Origin of the sequence: Pararhodobacter zhoushanensis, from assembly GCF_003990445.1 — a bacterium.
Classification (GTDB): domain Bacteria; phylum Pseudomonadota; class Alphaproteobacteria; order Rhodobacterales; family Rhodobacteraceae; genus Pararhodobacter; species Pararhodobacter zhoushanensis.
Map to the genome: position 1 here is coordinate 142,351 of NZ_REEZ01000009.1, position 23,510 is coordinate 165,860.

The window sequence follows — 23,510 nt, forward strand, 5'->3', positions numbered from 1 at the left end:
TCCGTTAACCTTGCGCATCATCTTGTCGCAAATACTCCGGGGGGAGTCGCCCTGGCGACGGGGGGCTGGCCCCCCTGCCCGGTCTCAGGCCGGGTACACCGCCGCCTCGTACAGCGCGCGGATGCGGTCGGCCATGGCACCCGGCGCGCCCGTACCAATCACCCGGCCATCAATCCGCGTGACCGGCGTGACGCCACCCAGCGTGCCGGTGACAAACGCCTCATCCGCCGCGTAAACCTGCGCCAGCGTGTAGTCGCATTCACGCACGGTAATCCCAGCGGCGCGCGCGGCGTCGATGACGGCTTGCTGGGTGATGCCCTTGAACGAGTAGCTGCCGGTCGAGGTCCACAGCTCCCCTTTGCGCACAATGAAGAAGTTGGTCGAGTTGCACGAGGCCACAAACCCGCGCGGGTCGAGCATCAGCGCCTCATCCGCGCCGGCGTTGATCGCCTGAATCAGCGCCTGGATCAGGTTCAGCCGGGAATGCGAATTGAGGTGAAGGTCGAAGACATCGGGCTGCGAGGTGCGGAAGGTCGAGGTGAAGAGCGTCAGGCCCTTTGATTTGCTCTCGGGCCGGGGCGTCTTGTATTCGGCGGTGATCACCACCGTGGGCCCCGACAGGATAAAGCGCGGGTCCTGATTGGCCGTCGCCTTGATCCCCCTCGTCACCATCAGCCGCAGATGCGCGCCGTCGGTCATGCCGTTCGCGGCCAGCACACCGTCAATGGCCGCGTTGATCCCCTCGCGCCCCTGCGGGATCTCCAGCGCAATCGCGCGCGCGCCCTCGAACAGCCGGTCGAGATGCGCCTCGCGTTGCAGGATACGGCCACGCACCAGTCGCAGCCCCTCCCATACGCCATCGCCAAAGCCGAAGCCCGCGTCGAACACGCTGACCACGGCCTGCGCCTTGGGCACAAGGTCACCGTTCACCCAGACGAGCACGGCATCATTGCGGGGATCGGGGACGTACCCTTGGGCGGCGGTGGTGGTTGTGTCGGTCATGGCATTCCTCAAAGCTGCCCGATCCGAGCCGGGCAGCAGCGGAATGTCAATCCAGCGAATAGCCCGCGCCGCGCACCGTGCGGATCGGATCATCGCCGCCCTGCGCCATCAGCGCCTTGCGCAGACGCCCGATATGCACGTCGACCGTGCGGGTATCGACATAGATGTCGCGCCCCCAGACGCGGTCGAGCAGCGCCTCGCGGGTCCACACGCGCCCCGGTTTCTCCATCAGCGCCGACAGCAGGCGGAACTCGGTCGGCCCCAGATGCAGCTCGGCGCCCGAACGGTGGACGCGGTGTGCCTCGGGATCCAGCGTCAGATCGCCGACGTCGAGCACCTGCCCCGCGCGTGCCGGGCGCACCCGGCGCAGGTTGGCGCGTACGCGGGCCAGCAGCTCGTTCACCGAATAGGGCTTGGTGATATAATCATCCGCCCCCGTCTCCAGCCCGCGCACCCGGTCGCTTTCATCTGACCGGGCCGAGACCATGATGATCGCCGCATCCGCCCCGCCGCGCTGCGCCTTGAGCTGGCGGCAGACCTCGATTCCCGAGACGCGGGGCAGCATCCAGTCGAGCAGGATCACATCGGGTGCCTCCTCCGAGACGACCAGCAGGGCCTCCTCGCCATCCGAGGCTGTGGCAACGCGGAACCCTGCGGCTTCGAGGTTGTACGACAGAAGCGCGCGCTGTGCGGGTTCGTCATCGACGACCAACACCAGCGGGGTATCGCTGCGGCTCATGGGATTTCCTTAGTCGGGCTGTACGTGAATGGTGGCGGTCGAATCGCCCTTGGGACGGTCGCCCGGACGCTCGCCGGTCGCCAGGAAGATCACCTGTTCGGCGGCCCCGGTCACCAGATCGCCCATGCGTTCCACGTTCTTGGCAATGAAGGTGTAATGCAGGCAGGCCGAGATGTTGCGCGGATCTTCCATCATATGGGTGATGAATTCCCGAAACAGCGCGTTGGTCATGTGATCGACTTCCACGTCACGGTGGATCACATCCTCGGCCAGCGCCACGTCGAGACGGGCAAAGGCGTCGAGCATGTCCTTGAGCATCTGCCCGACCTGACGCGCCTGACGCCGGATCGCCGAGCCTGCACCCTCGATCCGGGGATCGGCGGACAGCACCGGCACGCGCTTGGCCATGTTCTTGGCATAATCGCCCAGCCGCTCGATGTCGGCGGCCATCTTCATCACCGCGATCACCGCGCGCAGATCGCCCGCCTGCGGCTGACGCAGCGCCAGCAGGCGCACCACCTGGCTGTCGATCTCTTCTTCCAGCTTGTCGATGGCGCGATCACCGGCGACCACTTGCTGGGCCAGATCCTCGTCGCGCTCGTCCAGCGCACGGGCCGAGAGCGTGATCGCTTCCTCGACCCGTCCGCCCATGGCGAGCATCAGGTCGCGGATGCGTTCAAGGTCATCATCAAAGGCTGAGTCGATATGAAGGCGGGTCATGGGCATTCTCGGTTGTTTGCGCGAAGCCTAACGGCATTCTGTGACGGTTCGGTGACAGAGGTCCAGCGTGGCGGGCCTCAGCTGATCGGCAGCGAGACAACAAAGGTGCTGCCCTCGCCGCGGGTCGAGCGGATCGACAGGCGTCCGCGGTGGCGGTTGACGATATGCTTGCAGATGGCGAGGCCCAGACCGGTCCCCCCCATCGCGCGGCTGCGGTGACCGTCGACGCGGTAGAACCGCTCGGTCAGGCGCGGCAGGTGGATCGCGTCGATGCCATCGCCGAAATCGCGGATGCAGACCTTGAGCACCGGACCGGGCAGACCGGGCAGCGACTCGACCCGGTTCAGGCTGATCTCGATCCTGTCGCCCGAAGCGCCGTATTTCAACGCGTTCTCAATCAGGTTGTGGAACACCTGCACCAGCTGATCGCGGTCGCCGGGGATGGTCGGCGCGTCGGGAAGGTCCTGAAAATCGACGGAAAGCCCCGCATCCTCGACCTGCGGGCGCAGCGCCGCCAGCGTCGCGCGCAGCACCTCGGACAGCGAAACCTGCGTCCGGGGCCGCACCCGCTCTTCCGATTCGACGCGCGAGAGCGACAACAGATCGCTCACCAGCCGAGTCATCCGCTGCGCCTCGCGCTCCATGATGTCCAGAAACGTCTCGGTCGCCGCCAGATCGCCCTTGGCCGGGCCTTTCAGCGTCTCGATGAACCCGGCCAGCACAGTCAGCGGCGAGCGCATCTCATGGCTGACATTGGCCACGAAATCGCGGCGCTGCTGCTCGGCCTCTTCGACCTGACTGATGTCGCGCAGGGTGACCAGAATCGCTGGCAGGACCCCGGCGGCAATCAGCGGCGCAACGGTGACACGTAGCACCGTCTCGCCGGTGGGCGTGGTCTGGATCATCCGCGCCTCGATCGGCGCGGTGGGACGGTCGGCGGGCGGCTGTCCCGCCCCCATCTGCGCCCAGCCGCGCTCGAGCGCGGCAGCGGGCTCGGGCTGGCGGATGTAGCTGAGCGCCGAGGCCCCGACCAGCGGCGCCGCAAACAGCTCGCGCGCCGCCGGGTTGGCCATCAGGATGCGCCGGTCCGGCCCGACCAGCAGCGCGGGGTCGGGCATCGCGTCAAGCAGCGCGCTGCAAGGGGCAAGGTCTGCGGTCATGGCGGTGCGCGTCGATCTGCTGTCAGGGCTGGGGATCATGGTCATCGGCGGGTGTTGCTGGGTTGTCGCAGCGGGTTGTAACAGAACCATGACGCGCCGTCACACGAAGGCTCACAATCCGGGCAAATCCAGCACCAGCGCTGCATGGTCGCTGGCATGCGGCCGCGCCTCGCCGACATCCGCCAGTCGCGGCTGAGTACCGCCCGCGTCCCGGCTCATCCCGATGCGGATCGCCTGCGGGACGGCTCGCGGCCAGCGCGCGGCCAGGGCTGGCGAGGCGATCATCGCATCCGGGCAGCCGCGCGCGCGCGGCGCTTGCCACCATGTCCAGCGCTCGGTCTCGGGCATCCTCTCGGTCAGGTCGACACCAAACGGCGCCAGCAGCGGCGCCACCGCCCGCTCAGGGTCGGTGCGCGGATCGTTCAGATCGCCCATCACCAGCCACAAGGCCGTGGCCGGGTCGTCAAACCGCTGCTCGATCAACCGCCGCACGCCCAGCGCCTCGGCCCGCCGCCGGGTCCACGCAGCGTCGAGATCCGCCACCGGCGCCTTGAAATGCACGCCGTACAGCGCCACGCCACCCAGCGCCACGGCCAGACAATCGCGGCTGAACACCGGCAGATCCGCCCGCGTCCCCGCCTGGCCCTGCAAGACCAGATCGGCGGGCAACAACCGCGCATGGCTCTGCGCTGCAAAGGGCCGCCGCGCCAGCACCGCCAGATCGCGCCCGGCCCCGTCATTGCCGGGCAGACAGGCACGCCAGGGCCAGAGCGCAGCCCCCGCCCCGCGCAACAGATGATCGTGGAAATAGTCCAGCGAGGTGCGGTCGAACACCTCCTGCAACAGACAGAAATCCGCATCCGCCTGCGCCAATACCGCCGCCGTGAGGCGACGGTCGGCAAAGTCCAGCGGGTCTTGCGGAGCGCCCCCGTCGCGCGCCCCGTCCAGCCGTTCGGCCCCGCCGGGCGTGCGAAGGCGCAGGTTCTGCACGTTGAAGCTCAGAACCCGCATGCGCGTTCAGCGGAACTTGGCCGCAAGGGTGCGCAACCCCTGCGCCAGCAGCACCACATCGATGCCCACAGCGGCAAAATTCGCCCCCTGCGCCATCCAGTCGCGCACCTGTGCCTCATTGCCCGACAGGATGCCCGCCGCCTTCCCCGCCGCGCGGATACGGCCCAAGGCGTCCTTGATCGCCGCCAGCACCTCGGGCGCATCCAGCTGCCCCGGAAAGCCCATATCCGCCGACAGATCCGCCGGACCAATGAACACCCCGTCCACGCCCTCGACCGCCAGAATAGCGTCCAGCGCCTCCAGCCCGGCGACCGTCTCGACCTGCACCAGCAGACAGGCCTCGGCATTCGCCTTCGTCGCATAGCCCGCGATGCCACCAAACCGCGAGGCCCGCGCCAGCGCCGCCCCCATGCCGCGAATCCCCTCGGGCGGATAGCGCATGGCCCGCGCCAGCTCCGCCGCCTGCGCGCCACTCTCCACCATCGGGATCAGCAGCGTCTGCGCGCCGATATCCATCGCCTGCTTGATCAGCCAGGTCTCGCCCACCGGCAAACGCACCACAGGATGCGAGCCCGAACGCCCCAGCGCCGCAATCTGCGCCGAGATCGACCGGATATCGTTGGGCGCATGCTCGCCGTCGATCAGCAACCAGTCGAACCCCGCCTCCCCGGCGATCTCTGCCGCATAGGCATCCGCCAGCCCGACCCAACAGCCGATCTGGGTCTCCCCCGCCGCCAATGCCGCTTTGAACTTGTTCGTCTCCATCCCGCGTCCCTTTTTTCTGTCCAAAAATATCCCGGGGGTAGGCCGTCAGGCCGTAGGGGGCAGCGCCCCCTGCGCGGCGCGAGGGGGCTCGATGCCCCCGAGCGCCGCCCTACCCGGCTAGCTCTTTGAGCACATCGCCCGCCAGCACCACATCCGCCTCGGTGCAGGCAAAACTGCCAACCGTAAAGCGCACCACAATCCGCCCGGCGGTCTTGCCCTGCGTCACATAGATCCGCCCGTCCTCATTCACCCGGTTGACGAAATCGATCATCGCCGCATCATCCGCCCCCTTCAGCGCGAAGGTGAACAGCGACAGCACCGGCTCTGTCACGATCTCGAACCGCGCATCCTCGCGCAGCACCTCGGCCAGCGCCTGCGACCACGTCACATGATCGCGCAGCACCGCCCGCAGCCCCTCCAGCCCATAGGCTTTGAGCACGAACCACAGCTTGAGCGCCCGGAACCGACGACCCAGCGGCACCGACCATTCGGAATAGTTGACGAACCCGTCCTTGCCATGGGTCTTCAGATACTCGGGCTGGATCGCCAGTGTTTTCACCAAAGGTTCGGGGTCGCGCAGATAATGGGCCGAGAAGTCGAACTGCACCCCCATCCATTTATGCGGATTCAGCACCACCGAATCCGCCAGTTCCACACCCTCCCACAGCGTGCGGAACTCGGGGCAGATCATCGCCGCCCCTGCCCATGCGGCGTCCACATGGCTATACAGCCCCTCGTCCCGCGCCACCGCCAACACATCGCGCAGATCGTCACACGCCCCGGTCCCGGTGCCGCCGGTACAGGCAACGACGCCCGCAGGCAGATACCCCGCCGCGCGGTCCGCCGCGATGGCCGCTTTCAGCGCGCCGGGGTCCATCGCCCGCAGCGGCCCTTGCGTGGGAATGCGCACCAGATTCTCGGCCCCGATCCCCGCCACCCAGATCGCCCGGTCGACCGAGGTATGCACCTCATTCGACGCATAGACCCGCACCCGCGCCTGCCCCGGCAACCCCTCACGGTTGCCCGCCCAGTTCAGCGCCCGCTCGCGCATGGTCAGCACCGCCGCCAAGGTGGCCGACGAGGCCGAGTCCTGGATCACCCCATGAAACCCCTCGGGCAGGCCCAGCCCCTGCCGCAGCCAGTCCAACATCAGCGTTTCCACCTCGGTCCCGGCGGGCGAGGTCTGCCAGAGCATGCATTGCTGCGCGACGATCGAGGCGACGAAATCGGCCAGCATCGAGGGCGGCGTGGCGTTCGACGGGAAATAGGCAAAGAAGCGCGGGTGCTGCCAATGCGTCAAACCGGGAACGATCTTCTCATCGAGCTCGGCCAGAATACCGTCCAGCCCCTCACCCTGTTCTGGCGGGCTCTTGGGGAAGCGCGCCGCGACAGCGCCGGGGGTCAGCGGCGCGCGCACCGGGCGCTCGGCCAGACCGCGGTGGTAATCGGCCCCCCATTGCGCAATCTCGGCCCCCAGCCGGGTGAATTCGTCCCAATCGAGCCGTGGCTTTTGATCGCTCATCCGTCGTCTCCTCCTGTCCCCGTGTTGCCGGGACACAACCACATATTACTGAACAAAGCAATCATTCAGACAGCGCGATTTGTACCGGCAATCCAAGCGTCATGAGCCGTGCAAGCGGCTCAGGCGTCAACAGCGAAACGCGCGCACCGGGTGCTGGTGCGGGGGTGTACCCGTCGAAGGACCAGTGCCACCAGCCCGACTCGGTGCGCAACACCGGCACCTCTTCGTTGAGGATCATCGCTCCCTCAGGCACACTCTTGCTTGCCACCTCGACCAGCCGCCGCTCGCGCCCGTTGCGCCGGGCGGCATCAAGCCGCGCGTCGATCTCATCAGCCCGGCGCTCGCCATACTCGCCTTCCCACAGCGCCCGAAACCGCAGCCAATCGGCATGGCGACACTCGGCACAGGGCCGGTGGCCCGCCGCATAGGCGGTGGCTTCATCAAGGAAAAACAACTCGGTATAACGCCCGGGCTGCAACAATGCCCGCTTGCGGCCCTTGAAGTCGGTCACGCAGGTGATCCACCGCTTGACCGGATACCAGCGCCGGATCTTGCCGCCCGCGTCATGCAGGCACCCCCGGTTCCCGAACCACACCCCGCGCTGTGGCACGGCGTGACACTGGCCCAAAGGATCGACACGGTTCTGATGCGGCATCTTTCACGCCCTCGTGAAACCAGCGACGGGGTCTTGCGAAGCGCGCGAAAAAGGCGCTGGGTTTCTGACTGTTCGACTCAACCGGTGTCCCCATGATGGCGCAACTGCTGCGTCTTGTCCCGCTGGCTCTGCTGGTGCTGCTGATGGCAGCGCCCGGACGCTTTGCGCCGGGGTCCGAGGCGCAGGCGCTCATCGCGCCGCTGACGGCGATCACGGTTGCCGATGCCTCCGACAAACACCCGACACCCTCAACTCCGCCGCTACCCGCGCTTGTGCCGGTCGCGACAACTGCACCCCACCCTGCCCTCAGCGCGCGTCTGAGCCTGCAGCCGTGCCTTGCAGATCCTGTCCTCGACTACCCCTACGCGCGCGCCTTTGCCCGTGCGCCACCCTTGCCTGTCCTTCGCCAGAGCCACACTCATTCCCTTGCGAGGACAGCATGTTCAAATACCCCGGACTCACCATCTTCCTGGCGTGCATCGCCCTATTCATGATCTACGCCATCACGTCGCTGATCATTCACCCGGCCTAGACCAACCCGCGACGGTGCGCTCAAGCGCACCCTACCGGCACCTTGGGCGTGGCGTTGCAAACGGTGTAGGGTGCGCTTCAGCGCACCGTCGCTTACACCATCCCGGCGATCCGGTCGCGCAGTACCGCAACGCCCGTCTCAACCTCTGGACGCACCACGCCCGCGCGCGGGGCGTCCAGCAGCGTTTCGAACCACGCTTTTGGCGGGTTGCGACCGGCTGCACGGCGTGGCCAGACCAGCGCGTCCATCAGGGCGACCGCTTCGGGTGGCAGCCGCTCTGGCACGTCGAACCCGTTGAGCGTGGCCCAGACCCCGGTCCAGCAGCGCGCCACCGACCACGGGTTATAGCCCCCGCCCCCGGTCACGATCAGCCGGTCGGTCATCCCCTGCACCGCCTTCACCACCGCCAGATGCGCGCCATTTGACAGCGCCAGCCGTGACAGCGGGTCTTCCAGCACCGCATCCGCCCCGCATTGCAGCACGATGGCCTCGGGCCGGAATGCCTCCAGCGCCGGCAGGATCAACCGGTCGCGCACATGCGCCATTTCGCTGTCGTTGAACCCGCGCGGCACCGGCAGGTTCAGCGCATTGCCGCCGCCGTCATCCTCGAGCGCGCCGGTGAACGGCCAGCGCCCATCCTCGTGCACCGAGATCAGCAGCATGTCGCGATCCCCGCCCAACCCCGCCTGCACCCCGTCGCAGTGATGCGCGTCGATGTCGACATAAGCCAGCCGCCGCAGCCCCAGCCTGCGCAGGTGCAGCAGCGCCAGCACCACGTCATTGAGGTAGCAAAACCCGTTCGCCCGCCCGGCCATCGCGTGATGCGTCCCGGCCCCCGGCACATGGACCACGCCGCCGCCCCGCACCATCTCGGCCGCCAGCATAGCGCCCCCCGCGCTGGTCGCCGGGCGGCGGTACATCAGCGGATGCACGGGGTTCGACAGCGTACCCAGCCCGTAGGTCAGGCGCGTCGGCTCATCCACCACGCCCTCGGCCTCGGCCGTCAGCAGTGCTTGCAAATAGTCCGGCGTGTGAAACCCCATCAGCGCCGCAGGGCGCGCACGCGGGCTGGTGATATAGACCGCCCCCGGCAACCACCCCAACACCCGCGCCAGATCCATCACTGTCGAAACCCGCGGGATTGCCAGCGGATGATGCCCGCCAAAGGGTTCGGCGCGGTAAATCTCGGACCCGATGAAGCGCGGACGCCTCAGTCCGGCAGATTGGCCTCGATCAGCCGGGTGATGCGGTCGCTGGTCGGGCGCGTCGTCGAGCCCCAGAAGCCCAGCAGAGATCCGTCCGGCCCGATCAGCGCCTTGTTGAAATTCCACGTCGGTTCAACCCCGTGTTCCTGCGCCAGCCAGCGGTAAAACGGATGCGCCTCTGGCCCGGTCACCGGGGTGATGCGCGTCAGCGGCACATCCACGCCCAGTTCGATCCGGCAGTATTGCTCGACCGCATGGTCATCGTCCAGTTCCTGACGAAAATCATCCGACGGCACCGCCAACACCACCAACCCGCGCGGGGCGTAAGTCTCAAAGAGCGCCTGCAGATCGGCGTATTGCGGCGTGAAGCCGCACAGCGAGGCGGTGTTGACCACCAGCACAGGCTGGCCGCGCCAGTCGTCCAGATCGTAGGTCGCGCCGTCAATGGCGGTGAAGGTGAATGCCTGTGCAGGCAATGCCAGCACAAGCAGGAAGAAAGACACAAGGAAACGCATGACGAGGACCATTGCAAACGCGGGCCGCGCACGTCGCCCGCATTCAAAGGGTAGAGCGTCGAAAGCCTCAGACAAGCCAGAACCCCGTACCAGAAGACCGCCGCAAAAAATTGGTGAAAAAAGTTTTCGTCCCTGAAACTTGTGCTGAAAACCTTACGTACCTTCCTCACACGATCGCAAAATGGTCCAAACAAAGGAAGCACCGATGAAACTCTTCACCCTTGCCACCCTCGCCACGACCCTTGCTGCGACCCCCCTGCTGGCCGACGATCACATGGCGCCGATGGTTGAAGCCTCGAACCAGAGCGTGGCCAATGGCGTCGTGAGCGCGACCAAGATCGTCGCTCCCGCGAATGGCTGGATGGTCGTCCATCGCACTGACGCCGAAATGCGCCCCGGCCCGGTGGTTGCCTATGCCCCGATCCGCGAAGGCGAGACCACGGATGTCGCGGCGATCCTGACCGAAGCCGTCGCCCCCGGCGATATGCTGATGCTCATGGTCCATGGCGAAGCAGGCGGCATGTCGACCGGTATCTTTGAATACACCCTTGGCGCGTCCGAGGATGGCCCGCTGCGCATTGACGGCAATCTGGTGATGACGGTGATCACCGCCGAATAAGGATTACCGCCGCCAGGTCAGCAGCGGTTTGCTTGCGTAACGAGTGATTGATCACGAGTGAATGTCCTGTACCGAGTATCACCGGGCCGCCCCCAGCGGCCCGGTATTTTCGTGCCGGACCGGGGCAGAAGCGCCACGCTCACACAGCGACAGGCAGGCCTTGCGGCAGCAGTCTTGTCAGGCCGATGGTGTCGAAGGCGTCCCACCCGGCATCCGGGCGCACGCCGACCCGCTCGAGCGCGGCATTGACACTGGCGTGCCCTGCGCTCACCGGCATGGTGCGTTCGCAACCGTGATATACCGTCGCCCATTGGACGCTGTCGTTGTCCAGATCCTCGGTGTGGATCAAGGCGACCGGGTCCAGCCCCAGTTCCGACGCAAAGCGCAGGGTGACGGGTTTGTCGGGGGCCATGTCAGACAACTGTCGATCCTCGACCTCCAGCTTTCGCGCGCTGGCACGTGCCAGATCGGGGTTCAGCGCCACGACCACGAAATCGCCCGCGTCGAGCAGGGTGAGACCCAGTTTTGCGGCGGCCACGGCATCGCCGGGTCCGCGCGCAACCAGAGCCGAAAAACCGTGCGCCATGCCTTGTCACTCCCGCCTTGTGCCACTGCTCGATGCTGCACTGCGGCACATCGAGCGGTCAAGCATGCGACGCGCATTGCCCCGCCCAGGCCGCGCAATTATGCGGAGATGCCGAAAGGTTAACCAATTCAGAAACGCAGCGCGGGGGTTACCCGGTATAGTCCGCGTCCGAGACGTGCTCTTGCCAGTCGACGCTGACGCCGTCGATGGCCTCCTGAAACGCGATATGGGTCATCGCCGTGTCCGGCCCTGCCCCGTGCCAATGGCGTTCGCCCGCCGCAAACCACACCACATCACCGGGTCGGATTTCTTCGATCGGGCCACCCTCGCGCTGGGCACGGCCACAGCCTTCGGTGACGATCAGCGTTTGGCCCGCCGGATGGGTGTGCCACGCCGTGCGCGCGCCCGGCTCGAACGTCACCCGGACGCTGATCACCGTACCCGGAGCGTCGGCAGTATTCAGGGGATCAAGGCGCACAGCGCCGGTGAAATAACCCTCTGGCCCCGTTTTCGACGGGGCGGTTCCGGCGCGCATGATACGCATGGGGTCTCCTGCTGAAGGGGGCGAGCCTGCCGGCTCACGGCGGCTGCCAGTGTGTGCAAGCCTTGCGCGAATGTCCATCGGCGGCTTCCATCGGTTCTTTAAATCGTCAAACCCTTTAGGGAAATACCGGACCATCAGCCTGTGCAGAGGGCCACTGCGTAGCATCAACAGGCGCGGCCAGCCCGGCGATGAGCGCGCTCGCGATTTCACTCATCGATGATGTCGAAGTCATCTTCTTCGTCCGAAGGCTTGCTGCGCCTTTGTCGCGTCGGCGCACCTGCTCTCTTCTTGCCCAGCGCGTAGTCCGCCATGGCGGGAGACGGATGGCCGGGAAACCCTGCCTTAAAGCCCTGCACCATCTCCCTGTAGCTGAGGCCCAATGCAGACATCTTGCAAAGCTCGCGCCCATCGGTCCCGTCCTTAAGAACGAGGCCGCCACCCTTGGGCACCACATCAAGGCCCCGGTCTTTAAAGTTGTTGATCAATTCGTCCCACGACCGGCTTTCATGGTGGATGCGCTGCGCAAGCGCGGCGAGCGCATCCGGATCATCGGAGTTGACCGCTCTCGCAAGCTGCGCGGTAGGGACCCCAGAACAGCTGGCTGGGTTAGACTGTGGGTTAGACAGAACAAAAACACTCTTGGCTGCTGTGGCGGGCACCGTCTCGGCAGAGCCCACAGGTCGCTGAGGAGCAAAGACCAGCTCAGGCAGGACAGTCTCCCAGGCATCTCGACGCGCGTAGTGCGCAAATTGCTCGTCCCCATCGGACTTGCGCCACTGGACAACAGCTCCAACTGAACCAGTGAGCAGGACCTGCCCCGGCGGATGCTCCCATGACTTCGACATGCGCCCCAACAGGCGGCCATGTCGGTCCAGCAACACCCAGGTAGGGGCTCGGTACTCCAGATGCAGCGGGTCGCCCACCCGGCATTCCTGGATCGCGCGGTGAACCTCGTGCAAATCACCCTGGCGACCGGCATACGACAGGTCCGAATGTCTGAGGTTTGGCAGATAGTAGACCCTCGAAGGGAGTCCTTCAGCCGGAAAATGCAGCACGACCTGTCTCTCAACGACTGAGCGATTGCCAGATTTCAGGAACGCATGCTTTCCCGAGGCCATGACGATCAGGCCCTTCTTGGCGCGGGTCATCGCGACGTAGAAAAGTCGGCGCGGTGCATCACGGTCTTCGTTCTTCGATGCCCGGTCCCAACCGCCATCCAAAATAGCGACATGATCGAACTCAAGCCCTTTGGCCCGGTGGGCTGTTAGCAGGAGCAGCCCGCGCTGCTCGCCCCGTGTCTCACGGGACCATTCGGCGATCCATTCGACGATATCGGGCACCGGCATCGTCTTGGTCTTCAACTCTCTCGCCAGTTCGGCGATGCCTTCAGCCAACAGGTCGACCCACTTGTTGCCAGATTGCTCGTTGAGGAGGTCAATGATGTCGGCGATGCCCAGCAGTTCTCCCTGCCTCCGGCGCAGTCCTGACACCAGCGCCTGCGTCTCGCGCAGTCGCCAGATGTTTGGCAGGTCTTGGTTGGCCAATTCGACCTTGATACCGAGCTGTTCTGCATAGGCCCGGACAGCGCCAAGCCTCTTCCAGTCACGAGAAATGATGGCGGTACGGGCCCAGGACCAATCCGGATCCAGCTTCGACAGCCGAACCATCTCGTCAACAGCTGCGATTGCCTGAATTGCATCGCCTGCCGGCACAGTCAGCACCTGGACCCTGCCCTGTCCGACCTGATCCTCTTTTTTGAGTACTCCGCCCTCGGGATCGTTCCTGCGATCTCCGTTGATCCTTATCTCGTGATCTACTTTCATCCGATCCGGCGCCGCCGAAATCACCGCGTTGGCCGCCGCAATGATGTGGTTGGTTGAACGATAGTTCTCGACCAGGAACGCCGGCCGCGCCTTGTAGTCCTCTTCGAACTTGCGGATGAACCCGACTGAGGCGCCGTTGAAGGCATAGATATTCTGGTCGTCGTCCCCGACAGCGAACAGGCTGAGTTTCAGGTCGGCATCCTCAAGAGATCTGCCAGCGACTGCCGAGATGAGCTGATACTCTTCCGGCCCGATGTCCTGATATTCGTCGACAAGGATCCAGCGATAGCCTTGGATCAGTGTGTCCCTCTGCGCTTCGGCTTCGGATTTCGACAGCCCTTCGCCCTCCAACTGCCGCACCGCTTCCATGACGATGTCATCGAAATCTTCAGTGTCTGCCCGCTGACCTACGAAACTGGCCCCCACCAGCTTCATCGCCAGCGCATGACAAGTCGAGACGCTGACGCCAATGGCATCGTCCCCGACCAGAGCACGCAACCGCACGCGAATTTCGGCTGCTGCGTGCCGGTTGTAGGCGAGAACCAGAATGCCTCGCGGATCTTCGCGCTTCATGCGCAGCAGATAGGCAATCCGGTGGACCAGCACCCGCGTCTTGCCTGATCCCGGCCCCGCCAGGACAAGAACGTTCGTGCGGTCCCGGTCATCTGTCACGATCTCCTGCTGGATCTTGTTGCCCAGCTTCTCGACGATCGCAGCCCAGGAGGCAGTGGTGGTCTGCCGCCGAACCTCGCGGCCCATGCCTGGCATCCACCGCTTCATGAACTGCTCCTTGTTGAGCAGGAAGTAATCCTCCGACAGGCGTGACGCATCGCTCATCGCCCGCAGCCCGGTTTCGGCATAGGTCACCATGACATGGGTCTGGAGTGTCTGCTCGCCGTAGTGCTCTTCCAGCGGTGCGAAATGCGTCTGGGTGAACTGCCCCCCTGCCGGATCGAGATAGACCGTCATGGCAGAGCGGAAGACCGTAAGCCCCTTTCCGAGCGTCACCACGCCCTGTTCATGCAGCCACATAAGCGCCCGCTCCATGAGCTTGGTCATGTCAGCAATGCCACTGGTCTTCAGGATGGCATCCTGATTCAGCTGTGCCAGCAGGTCGCCGATTGTCGTATCGACCTGAAGATCCTTGCCCCGCACGCCCTTGTCGAGTCGGCCTGTCAGATAGTTCAGGAGCAGTTCGGCCGCTTGCCACCGCAAGTTTGCCGTTGCCCGAACTGTTTTCCAGGGCCGCACCAGAGTGACCATCAGCGTGTTACGACCGACCTTTCGCAAAGAGATGTTCCCGCGACCGCCGTCATGGCTTCGGCCATCAAGGGCAATCCCCCGCACAAGCCTGTCGACCGCATCGGGCCTGACATCCGCGTGGTTCTTGTCGCGCAAGCGCTGACAGGTTTCAGAAAGATTCAGTGGAACAGGGGTTCGGTCGTCGAGGTCCGGCGCCAGCTCCTGCATCAGTTCGATCAGATCGCCCTCCAGTGCCGAAGCCTGAGACAGTCTCTGCGCCGAGGAATGGGCGACCCCGACATGCGCAAAGACCGTCATCGCCACGTCGTTGCGAACGATGCCGAGAGTTTCCAGCGTCGCCATGGCCTTTGGCAGCGCACCCGGTGGAATCCCTGCCACCCCGCAAAGCTCATCGGTCGACACGCCCTCGTCAGCCGGGGCCGACACCAGATGCGCCACGATGGCCAGAAGCTCATTGCGATGCGCTAGCGTCAGGTCTGCCCCGGCCAACCGCTGCTTCGCCTCATCCACAGATCGCACCCGCAGGGAGGACGGGAACACCTGAACCCGGTTCTCTTCCCGCGATACAAGATGCGCCTCCTCCAGCCAGGACACGGCAGTCTTGACCCGGGTGTCGTCCGTGGCGCTGTCGCGCTCGAACTCATGATCTCTCTCGGACCGGACGATCTCACCCGATGTCGCAACGACCTTACCGGTCTTTTTCGTCCGCTCGTCGATCCGACGCAGCGCCTTGAGGATTGCCCCGATTTCATGCCGCGCAAGGCGCGAACTGGCCGTCAGACGGAACTGGCGTTCCACGTCTTCGGCGGAGAACAGCAAGACGCAATGGGCGTCCTCCCGGTCCCGTCCCGCGCGTCCGGCCTCCTGAAGGTAGTTTTCCAGCGACCCCGGAATATCGGCGTGGACGACCAGCCGGATGTCGGGCTTATCGATCCCCATACCGAAGGCATTTGTGGCGGCGATCACTCGCAAGTCACCCACACGGAATCGTTCCTGCACGGCCTGCTTGTCATCCGCGCTCATCCCGGCGTGGAAATGCGCCGCTTCCACGTGTCGAGATTTAAGAAACTCGGCCACCCTCTCGGTTTCCCTGCGAGACGAGCAATAGACGACGGCTCCGGAGCGCCCCTCGGCCGGTAACAGTTCGTCGAGGACGCGCATCACATCCGACAGTTTGGAGGCCTTGTTTGTCGGCCGCACGTCGAACGCCAGGTTTGTCCGTGAAGCACCCCCGTCAAGCGGCAGCAGCTCGACCCCAGCCTTGGTCTTGAAATGTTCGATGATATCCGCAACCACCTCGGGCTTTGCGGTTGCGGTGAGGCAGAGTACAGGCGCGGGTGTCTGATCCCCAGAGAACTCCCTGATGAAGCGACCGAGGTAGCGATAGTCGGGCCGGAAATCATGCCCCCATTTCGACACGCAGTGTGCCTCGTCAATCGCCCAGAGACCCACCTCGCGCTGTGCCAGGACGCTGCGAATCGAGGTACTGCGAAGTTGCTCGGGAGAGATGATGAGGATCCCGGCGTCGCCCATTCGAACCTTGTCGAGCGCATCCTGACGTTCCGGCATGGACATCATGCCGTTTATCGTGACGGAGCAGGAGATACCGGCTCGCTCCATCCCCTGAACCTGATCCGCCATCAAAGCGACCAGGGGAGAAATCACCACTGTCAGCGCGCCGATCTTGTCAAAGCGTGACAGCGCCGGCACCTGATAGCAGAGCGACTTGCCCGTCCCTGTCGGCAAGATCCCCAGCAGGCTGTTGCCAGACATGGCTTCGTCGACGATGCGCTCCTGCAGCGGGCGTCCCTCGGGATCCACTGGCTTTGGGCGGAAGCCGGGAAACCCGAACCACCTTTCCAAGGCGCGCACCGGGTCGTTCTGCTCAGCGCACCAGGTGCAGCGCGGATCCTTGCAGGAGGTGTCGCGTACATGCCTGACAATCAGCGATGCCTCACGAAACTGCGCCCGAACCCAGGGTGGCATGACGGAATCGCCGCCTGCCACAGTAATCCATGAAAGGGCATAGGCCATCGGCCAGCCGTTCTGAGGGCTGCTCAGGCGTCGCAGTGTTTGTTCGACACGCAATCCGCAGGCACGGCCTTCGAGCAACCGCGTGATCGCGGCACCCGCCTCTTCATAGCTAGGGCAGTTCCGACCGCGCAGATAGGAAAACACGGCGTCGAAACCACCGGCGCGTTCCATCCGCGTCGTCAGATAGTGGTAGGCAGTCACCGCGTCGGGTTCCTCTTCCACCAGTTTAGCAAAGGCATCCAGCTGATTGGCGAGCACCTCGAACACGAGGCGTGCGTCCAGCTCGGGATCATTCACATGCCCTGTGGCCAGACGTCCGTCATGATAGTGCTTCACGAGGTGGTGGTACGGGTTTCGCGGGAAGGCCAGTGGATTCAGCCACAGCGTGTCGATGGGTGCCTGAATAATCCTGCTGAGACCGGGTCGCCTCGCGATAAGATGCTCCAGATCGTGCTTGAGGAAATTGTGACCAATCGGATACGCCACGTCGCCGATCTGCGCTTCGAGCCGATCAAGAAATCCTTCGGAAATTCCTCCCATCGTCTTCAGCGCCGGCCGTTCATCCCTGCGCACCGCCGCCAGACCAAAGATTTTTGCCTTGGAAGGATCGACTTCAAGATCGATTGACAGGCACCGGGACATTAATTGGTTGTGACGCATTTCCATGAACTTATGAGTAACGACGAGTATGCGCCGAAAAAAGCCCTATTGATTTCGTGGTAGGGTCCGAACGCAATGACGTGCCTGATGCGACGGGCAGTGATGCCCCTGCCCGATCGCTCCTCTTCACTCACGGGCAGTAGATCGCCATCCCAAGCACTCCGACAGGTAAGAACGCGCGTCGGCCGACAATCTGGCAATACAGGCGTGGCGCGCCAGATCGAGAACGGGGTCCTCGCTCTTGCTCAGCTCAGCCGCATGGCGATCATAAAGCTCCGCGATCTCCGTGCGGGAAATATCCCGGATGGAGCGATCCAGTCCCGACCGGAAACCGACCCTGTCGGCTTTCGTGCCCACCGCCCAAAGGAAATCGACACCATTCTCGGGATGCAGCTCAACCCGACCAAGCGCCCTGGACACCTGCTCGGAGATCCGCCTTCCCGTCCTTTGCCACCCATGCATCCCAGAGACCCGCTTGCCCAGCAAGGCAACCGGCATGGGCCCTTCGCGCTCGACCACGCCCGCGATCAGGCGCTCAAGGACGGGAATGTAGTCCGCATCGTAAAACCTTTCGGGATCGGGGCTGGTTTCGCTCGAACCAGCTCTGCCCACCTCCGGCCTGGCAGCTGACGGCGCTGCACGGGCAAACTGTGCCTCCTGCCGGACAGGCTCTGACGGTGCGATGTCTCCTTCAACGCCCACCTCCACGATCGGCAGTTCGACCTCAGCAGCCTCTGCTTCCTCGGCCTCATGTGAGACCTCGATCTCATCGGCATCTTCCGCGAGGACGGATTCGCGCGCCGCGTCTTCTTCGGCCCGCTTGGCGCGATCCGCCTCGAGGTGCTCCGTCAGCGCGGTGTGGATGCGTTCGACCACGGCCGCAGGATTGCGGAACCAGTCGGTCGACCAGATCCGGAAGATCGTCCAGCCAAGGTTTTCCAGCACCGCTTGCCGCACCTTGTCCCGGTCCCGAGCCGTGGCAGAACCGTGATAGGTCGCCCCGTCACACTCGAGCCCGGCAAGATAGACCCCCGCATGGTCCGGATGCACGACACCCAGGTCGATGCGGAAGCCCGAGACGCCGATCTGTGGACGCAGCTCCCAACCCTTCGCCTCGATGGCCGCCTTGATCGCGGCCTCGAAGAAATTCTCGACCGGCCCAAGAGACCCATCGTCCTGCGCTGGAAGCGCCACAGGACCACGCGCTGCAAAATCGAGAAAGCCCTTCAGGTGCCTCACGCCCACGGCCTTGGTGCGTGTCAGGTCGATCTGATCGGCCCGGACCGAGGCAAAGATGTGCATTTCCGCGCGCGCGCGTGTCACGGCCACGTTCAGGCGCTTTTCGCCGCCTTCGCGGTTTAAGTCACCAAAGACCATCGAGAGCTTACCAGCGGGGTCAGGCCCGAACGTGATCGAGAACAGCATCACGTCCCGCTCGTCCCCCTGGATGTTCTCAAGGTTCTTTACGATGACCGGCTCTTCCCGTGCATCCTCGAAAAACCATTCCAGATCCGGGTTCTTCCGCCGCTCCTCGTCCAGCAGGTCGAGGATGAGCCCCTGCTGCTCGGCATTGAAGGTGATGACACCCAATGTCTGCCGATCTTCCTCTGGCAAGGTAAGCCATTCATTCAGGCGGCGAACCGTCATGCGCGCGATCGCGCGGGCTTCGGCCTCGTTGGTCCGGCCTTGGCCCCGCGCATAGACGCCATCGACCTGGTGCAGGCTCACCGCTTCGGAGGCCGTTGCCGGAGACGGGAAAGTCACCAGACGGCCGCCGTAGTAATGCCAGTTGGAGAAAGCGATGAGCGCCTCGTCGCGGCTGCGATAATGCCAGTCGAGGCGCTGCGTCGGAATGCCTGCCGCGGCGACCTCGTCCAGGATGGACGCCAGATCGCGCTCGGCGTCCGGCAGATCGTCCTCATCAGCTTCACTGCGCCCGAACCTGTTGGAGGGGGGCATCTGCTTCGGGTCGCCGACGATGATCGCCTGCTTGCCCCGCGCGATCGCACCAATCGCGTCCCAGGTGGTGATCTGGGAGGCCTCATCAAAAATCACCACGTCGAAGGCCGCTTGCCCCGCAGGGAGGTACTGCGCCACCGAAAGCGGGGACATCAGCACGCAGGGGGCCAGCTTGGTGAAGGCGTCAGGCATTTCCGAGATCAGCGAGCGGATCGGCATGCTGGGCCGCTGCAGCCCAAGCTGATGCCGCAGCGTGCCAAGTTCAGAGCGGCGCGCGACGGCATCCTGGGCTGGCAAGCCATGCTGGATGCGGGACAAGACCTGCCCCGCCGCCATGCCCGTTGCACGATCATCCAACTCCCGGAAGCGCTTGATTGCGTCCTCGTGCGACCAGTGGGAGAACCCCCGCAATTCAGGCTGCGCATCCATGGCCTGCGGCAGCCACCAGGCCGCATAGGCCGAGGCGAAGGCTGCATCGACATCGCCCTCGATCTGGCCTTCTTCGACTGCGAGCACGAGGGCCTCAAGCCCTGCGCCGCTGGCTTGTGTACGGACTTCGACCCACCGGGTCCAATCCTGAAGGTGCTCCTTGTTGTCCTGGATGGCCTGCAGAGATGCGAGCAACTCCGACAGGGCCATCCCCTCGGGCGAGGTATGCGCCGTCTGCGCGAAGGCCCCGGCAAGCTCCTGCCAGCTTTCGTGCTTGCGCTGGAAGAGCGTGATCGCGTTCCGCAGGTCACCGCCGTTCCGTTGGGCAAGACTCTGGCAGGTCAGATCCCAACGGGCGGGATCGGCGACCATGGGCGCGATCTCGGCGAGTACCGTCCTCATCGCCCGCGCCTGGTCCATCCAGTCAGCGAGGCGAGCTGGATCCGTTTCCACCCCCTTGACCACCGGACACCCGGTGAGCGGAGTTGCCTCAACCTCGGCTCGGGTGCGCTTGGCGTCCGCCAGCGCGGCTATATCGGATCGGGGATCGGCCTTTCCGCCCTCTGCATAAGTCTGCAAGAGCTTGCGCATCGAGGATTTGGCAAAGATCGAGAACGGCCACATCTTCGTCTGTGCAAGTCGCCAGTTGGCATCGAGTTGATCCAGCGGAATGCTTTCCAGCCGCGCCATCGGATAGCTGGCAGAGGTTCGAGCGGCTGCAGCGGTATAGGCGGCAAGTTTGTCCGTCAGCATCGCTGCCTGCGCCTGCATCTCGACGACATCCGGCGTCAGCGACCAGCTTACATCCTCGCCACTCTCGGGGATCGACAACAGGAGCAGCAGCGGCGCGACCTCGGAAGCCTCGCCCGTGCCCGCCCAGGTCAGCCCGGCATGGCGCGCGAGCGCCTTGGCGGCCTCAGCCAGTTCACGGGTGGCCGTGCCCAGCTTCGCGCCTCGTTCCAGAAGTTCCGCCTGCCAGCCAAAGGACCACTCCTCCGCCTGCACCAGCGGCAGCGGCTTTCGGCCCGCGATGATCTCCTGGCACCGGCCAAGCGCTTCGGCCAGCTTCCGCAGATGCAGGTAGCTTTCCGCATCATGCGCGTCCTTGTTGGCGAAGCCCAGGCGGAACGGCTGTTCCTGACCGGCAGCCTTGCCGATCGCCTGGAAGACGCTGAAGCCTTGCGTGCCCTTCTTGTGCAACGCCGTGACATAAGTGTTCAGCTGTTCGCGGGTGACCGTCAGGTCATCTGTCACCGTGATCCAATCGGTGTCCGACGCGCTGGCCGCTCGCGCCCAGCTGCGGCCCAGCTGAGACAGTACCGTTTTCCGGTCAGCCTTGTTGGAATGCAGTTCCAGCACGGCATCGCCCAGCCCGTGCGACGCAAGCCGCCGCTGCACCACGTCCAGCGCCGCCGACTTCTCGGCTACGAAAAGGACGGTCTTCTGCATGGCGAGGCATTGCGAGATGATATTGGCGATGGTCTGGCTCTTGCCCGTGCCGGGCGGCCCGATAAGGACAAAGTCGTGCCCCTCCTGCGCAGCCAGAACGGCCGCGAGCTGGGAGGAGTCAGCGGGCAGCGGCGTGAACAGGTCGCGCGGCGCCAGCCTGCGGTCAACATCGACCGCGACCGGTAGACCCGGCGTCCCTTCGGCCAGGAAGGGCTCGGTCGGGTTGTCCACCAGATGCTTCACCAGCGCGCTCTCGCGTAAGCTGTCGGTCCGCTCCACCAGGTCCTTCCACATCAGGAACTTGGCGAAGGAGAAGGTCGATAGCGCCAGCTCCTCGACCACCTCGAAACCAGCAACATCGCGCACCTTGCGGCGCATGATCTCGAAGATGCGCGGCAAGTCGAAACCGCTATCGTCCCGGGGAAGATCGCCCTCCAACTCGGGCACTTTCAAGTCAAAATCGCGCTTGAGAAACTCCAGCAGCGTCGTGTTAAAACGCACGTCGTCCTCGTGATGCTCGATCACGAACTCCGACTGCGCAGACTTACGCGATATTTTCACCGGCACCAGCAGCAGCGGCGCGCGGTAGCTGCGCGTGTCCCCTTCGGACTTTTTCCAACGCAGGAAACCAGCTGCCAGGAACAGGGTGTTCGTGCCGCCTTCCTGCATGTCACTCTTGGCGCGGCGGTGCAGTTCGAGCAGCCGACGCTCGCTTTCCTTACGGGTCAGCGGGACCGCGATCTGGCCCTTCGCGAAGGCATCCTTCGCGACCTCCTCAAGTAACTTGGGTTCCTCCTTCACCAGAAGGTCGCGCGTGCCGACAGGATCCTCGTCCTTCAAAGCCAGCGCGCGGAACTTCTTCCCATCTGCCAGCTGATCCTCCAGTGCCGAGACATCCGGGCACAGGAAGGGGAGCGTCTGCTTGCTGTCCTTGAAGTTCAGCAGCCGGTTGCGCAGCGACAGGTCCAGAAGCTTGCGTTGCCAGCGAGAGATCCGGTCCCCCGGCGTCGAGGCTTCATCCTCGATCAGTTCGCCCGGCAGCAGGCCCAGATCCAGCGGGCGCGGCAGGGCTGCCGGACTTGCAGCGACGTCTTCCGCCCCGGCCTCCAGCTCGGAACGGTGACTGGCAAGCGGGCGAATCCGGGCCGCCCGGGCACGCCGGATGTCGACTGCCATGACAAAGCTGTGCTCATTGCGCTCGGATGTCAGCTCGCGCGCCGTATCAACCGCCTGCTCGAACCCGACGCTGGGTTTCTTCGTCAGCAAGGTGGTCTCCATGACCACGAACTCGCGCGCATCGATGGCCTTGCGGACCGTCATCACGTCGGGCTCGCTGATGGTCCCGAAATCCCGCTGCGTTAGCCAGACCCCGGTCCAGGCATGCCCGTCGGAGAGGAGCACGACGGGGTTGAGGCCGGCGGCCTCGAAGCAGGCGGCCAGCAGAAGAGCGCTGTCCAGACAGGTGGCAAGTCCTTCGGACTTAATGCGACCGGGGTCGCGCACCTTCTGGCCGTTCAACTCGAAACTTGCCGGAGGCACCGCATAGGTAAGCCCCATGCCGGTCGCGGCCGACCAGATAGCCCCGGCCAGCATCCACGCACGCGACGGGTCGCGGGACTGATATCCATCCATGGCACCGCTCTGCCCGGCACCCTCCAGTAGCCGGCTGGCCTCCTTTAGGACGCCAGCGACAACCGTGTCATTGGGAGAGACAAAGGCCGCAAGCAGATGCGCCATGTCGCCGACACCACCCCATTCGTCTCGGGCCAGCATCTCGATCGGGCGCTTCTCATTCAGCAGCTCTGTCTCGCCTTGCTTGACGACGAACTGCAGCTCTCCCCACTCGGCCTCGTTGAGACCGCCGAGGATCACCGTGTCCAGGGGCGTTTCCAGGTCGCGCAGCTCTTGTCGTTGCCCCGGCGCCAGTCGATCCACCGTCCAGTTCTTCGGGCGGATCAGGCTTGGACTGCATGTCAGGTCGAGAGTGATATTCTCCAGCGACGCATCTGAAAGGTTATGCAGCACGACTTTTTTCAGAACCGAGACACCGTTCTGGGACGATGCAAAGTTTACTTTCTGAGCGACGGACAGCTCCAGAACAAGCTGGTCACGCGCCTCTTCCCCAACCGTATCAAACGACATTCTTACGCTACCTGACCTTTTAATCCCCAAGTCAGTCACTCATACGAGGATGTGTCTGTCAATTACACGGTCATCTCGACCAAGAATTGAAAAACGTGCCTAGGCTCAGGACCCATTAATCGTCTTGCGGACTGCTTGGCTGCGTGATTCATGCTCGCGAACTGATGGGGGCAATG

The 23,510-nt window shown here is 64.4% G+C and carries 15 protein-coding genes; 1 reads left to right on the forward strand and 14 read right to left on the reverse strand.

The features are described 5' to 3' along the window. Positions 1-84 precede the first annotated feature (84 nt). From EAE28_RS17845 to EAE28_RS17890, 10 genes are all read right to left on the reverse strand, one after another. Positions 85-1,002 carry an aminotransferase class IV gene (locus tag EAE28_RS17845; RefSeq protein ID WP_127108792.1) on the reverse strand — a complete coding sequence of 306 codons (918 nt, stop codon included), beginning with the start codon at positions 1,000-1,002 and terminating at the stop codon, positions 85-87. 46 nt (positions 1,003-1,048) lie between these two features. Next, a complete protein-coding gene (gene phoB / locus EAE28_RS17850) occupies positions 1,049-1,741 on the reverse strand; it encodes a phosphate regulon transcriptional regulator PhoB (RefSeq protein WP_127108794.1) in 693 nt (230 codons plus the stop codon). Between the two features lie 9 nt (positions 1,742-1,750). Then, on the reverse strand, positions 1,751-2,461 hold the full coding sequence (phoU, locus tag EAE28_RS17855; protein ID WP_127108796.1) for a phosphate signaling complex protein PhoU: 711 nt from the start codon (positions 2,459-2,461) through the stop codon (positions 1,751-1,753). Positions 2,462-2,538: 77 nt separating this feature from the next. Beyond that, positions 2,539-3,621 carry a sensor histidine kinase gene (locus EAE28_RS17860; protein WP_127108839.1) on the reverse strand — a complete coding sequence of 361 codons (1,083 nt, stop codon included), beginning with the start codon at positions 3,619-3,621 and terminating at the stop codon, positions 2,539-2,541. A gap of 111 nt (positions 3,622-3,732) precedes the next feature. Beyond that, positions 3,733-4,632: an endonuclease/exonuclease/phosphatase family protein gene (locus tag EAE28_RS17865; RefSeq protein ID WP_127108798.1), complete on the reverse strand. Its 900-nt coding sequence runs from the start codon at positions 4,630-4,632 to the stop codon at positions 3,733-3,735. A gap of 6 nt (positions 4,633-4,638) precedes the next feature. Then, complete coding sequence (locus EAE28_RS17870) at positions 4,639-5,397, reverse strand: aldolase/citrate lyase family protein (protein ID WP_127108800.1); 759 nt, start codon at positions 5,395-5,397, stop codon at positions 4,639-4,641. A gap of 109 nt (positions 5,398-5,506) precedes the next feature. Further along, positions 5,507-6,919 (reverse strand): pyridoxal phosphate-dependent decarboxylase family protein, encoded by a 1,413-nt coding sequence (locus EAE28_RS17875; protein ID WP_127108802.1) that lies wholly within the window; start codon positions 6,917-6,919, stop codon positions 5,507-5,509. A gap of 61 nt (positions 6,920-6,980) precedes the next feature. Next, positions 6,981-7,574 (reverse strand): hypothetical protein, encoded by a 594-nt coding sequence (locus EAE28_RS17880; RefSeq protein ID WP_127108804.1) that lies wholly within the window; start codon positions 7,572-7,574, stop codon positions 6,981-6,983. Between the two features lie 624 nt (positions 7,575-8,198). Beyond that, positions 8,199-9,320, reverse strand: coding sequence for an acetoin utilization protein AcuC (locus tag EAE28_RS17885; protein ID WP_246022437.1), 1,122 nt, complete (start codon positions 9,318-9,320; stop codon positions 8,199-8,201). Next, positions 9,317-9,826 (reverse strand): glutathione peroxidase, encoded by a 510-nt coding sequence (locus EAE28_RS17890; protein ID WP_127108808.1) that lies wholly within the window; start codon positions 9,824-9,826, stop codon positions 9,317-9,319. Before EAE28_RS17890 ends, EAE28_RS17885 begins: the two co-directional genes overlap by 4 nt. Before the next feature lie 205 nt (positions 9,827-10,031). Here EAE28_RS17890 and EAE28_RS17895 point away from each other — a divergent pair, with 205 nt between their 5' ends. After that, complete coding sequence (locus tag EAE28_RS17895) at positions 10,032-10,445, forward strand: DUF7282 domain-containing protein (protein WP_127108810.1); 414 nt, start codon at positions 10,032-10,034, stop codon at positions 10,443-10,445. Between the two features lie 139 nt (positions 10,446-10,584). Here the strand turns inward: EAE28_RS17895 and EAE28_RS17900 are convergent, their stop codons facing one another. The 4 genes from EAE28_RS17900 to EAE28_RS17915 form a co-directional block, all read right to left on the reverse strand. Next, positions 10,585-11,031 (reverse strand): hypothetical protein, encoded by a 447-nt coding sequence (locus tag EAE28_RS17900; protein ID WP_127108812.1) that lies wholly within the window; start codon positions 11,029-11,031, stop codon positions 10,585-10,587. Positions 11,032-11,179: 148 nt separating this feature from the next. Next, a complete protein-coding gene (locus tag EAE28_RS17905; protein WP_127108814.1) occupies positions 11,180-11,575 on the reverse strand; it encodes a (R)-mandelonitrile lyase in 396 nt (131 codons plus the stop codon). Between the two features lie 206 nt (positions 11,576-11,781). Beyond that, a complete protein-coding gene (locus EAE28_RS17910) occupies positions 11,782-17,361 on the reverse strand; it encodes a RecQ family ATP-dependent DNA helicase (RefSeq protein ID WP_127108816.1) in 5,580 nt (1,859 codons plus the stop codon). A 120-nt stretch (positions 17,362-17,481) separates the two neighbouring features. Next, complete coding sequence (locus tag EAE28_RS17915; protein ID WP_127108818.1) at positions 17,482-23,334, reverse strand: DUF3320 domain-containing protein; 5,853 nt, start codon at positions 23,332-23,334, stop codon at positions 17,482-17,484. Positions 23,335-23,510: the final 176 nt, after the last annotated feature.